At 57.6% G+C, this 1,494-nt stretch carries 1 protein-coding gene and 1 pseudogene; both read left to right on the forward strand.

Going from position 1 to position 1,494, the window contains the following annotated elements; translation table 11 throughout:
- Positions 1 to 360: hypothetical protein (locus ADK28_RS32250; RefSeq protein WP_048796521.1), on the forward strand; the 360-nt coding region annotated here is incomplete at its 5' end.
- Between the two features lie 181 nt (positions 361 to 541).
- Positions 542 to 1,494: pseudogene (locus tag ADK28_RS20430) on the forward strand (phage tail tape measure protein); the annotation flags it as partial.

Genomic DNA, 1,494 nt, shown 5'->3' on the forward strand with positions numbered 1-1,494 from the left:
ACCCTGGCTTACGGGGTGCAACACAACGGCGTGATCCACCGCGACTTTGAAATCCGCTTGCAGACCGTCGGCGATGAGATTGAGGTGGTGGCGGAAGTCGGCAGCGACATCGTCGACGCCAACTTCACGGTGCACCTGCTGGCGCGCACGCTGTTGCGTCTCGGCAGCATTCCGGCAGAAGAGATMACCCCGGAGCTGCTRAAGGAKRRTCTGATTTAYGAGGATTATACCGCSYTGCTCARGGCCGGGCGTGGCGCTAAAAAAAAGCTGATGGACATGAAGAGCGGGTCAGAGACTACCGATTCCACTGCATCATCCTCGGCGAGTTCGGATTTACCGAAGCCGACGTCCGACGCTTAACCCCGGTCGAGCTGCAGGGGCATCTTGAGGCCGTTGTACGCCTTCGCAACCCGAAGGCGTACAAAAAGCGCGGCAAGACGCAAACCTTTAAATCCCTGCGCATCCCGCTCGACCAGCTCAAAAAACGCAATGCCGCCCAGGCTACGCGTAAACGCAAGGCATCACCTGCCGGAGGTAAATAATGGACCATAATCTGAAGGTCGGCCTGACCCTTGGTGCCAACGACGAGGCGACCCCGGTCGTCAAGGGGCTGCGTAACGAACTCTCCAACCTGGCGACGGCCCGCAGCAATCTGGGGGTGCGGGCAGAGCACACCATCCAGCGTGAAATACAGCGAACGCAGGCCTCCTATAACCGTCTGGCCCGCAGCGGCAAACTCTCCGAAGCAGAGCTGGCGCGGGCCTATAACGAGATGAAAAAGCGCGTGGCAGCGCTGCGGGTGGAAATGGAGCGCGAGGCCGAGCAAACCCGAAGCAACTATCAGCGCATGGCCACCGCCAGGGAAACGCTCGGTATCCAGTCCGAAACGAAGATACAGCGTGAAATCCAACGTACCGAAGCGGCGTATAATCGCCTGGCCAACTCCGGCACCCTGTCAGCACAAGAGCTGGCACGCGCATCTACCGCCGCGCAAAGCAAGATTGCGGCCCTGCGCAAGGAGCTGCGAGGTGCGGCAACCGACGAAGAGCACCTGGCCAACCTGGGTAAAAAAATGCTGGTTGCCGGCGGAGCCATAGCTGCTGGCGCACATTATCTTGCGCCTAAAATTGATAACAGTTCCGAGTACAGCATGGAGCTGATGAAACTCTCAAACAGGGTGTTCCATGACCGCGATGAGGCGGGGCGCCAGAAAGGTAAGCAGCAAATAAACAACACCGTCAAAAAAGCGATAGAACTCGGTGGGGGTGATATCGGCGACACATTGCAAGGTTACGAGGGGCTGGTTTCCTCCCAGGCATTTACGCCGCAACAAGTCGACGAATTATTGCCGCGCATCAATATGACAGCCGCATCCGTCGGTGCAAATCCCTACAAGGTCGCGGAACTGGCTTCATCGTTGCATTACTTTAAAATTCCCACCGATAAACTCCCCAATGCGTTAAGCGGCATTGTCAGAATGGGCCAGATGGGGCC

This window comes from Serratia sp. 506_PEND, assembly GCF_001076875.1.
In the GTDB taxonomy this organism is placed as follows: domain Bacteria; phylum Pseudomonadota; class Gammaproteobacteria; order Enterobacterales; family Enterobacteriaceae; genus Serratia; species Serratia marcescens.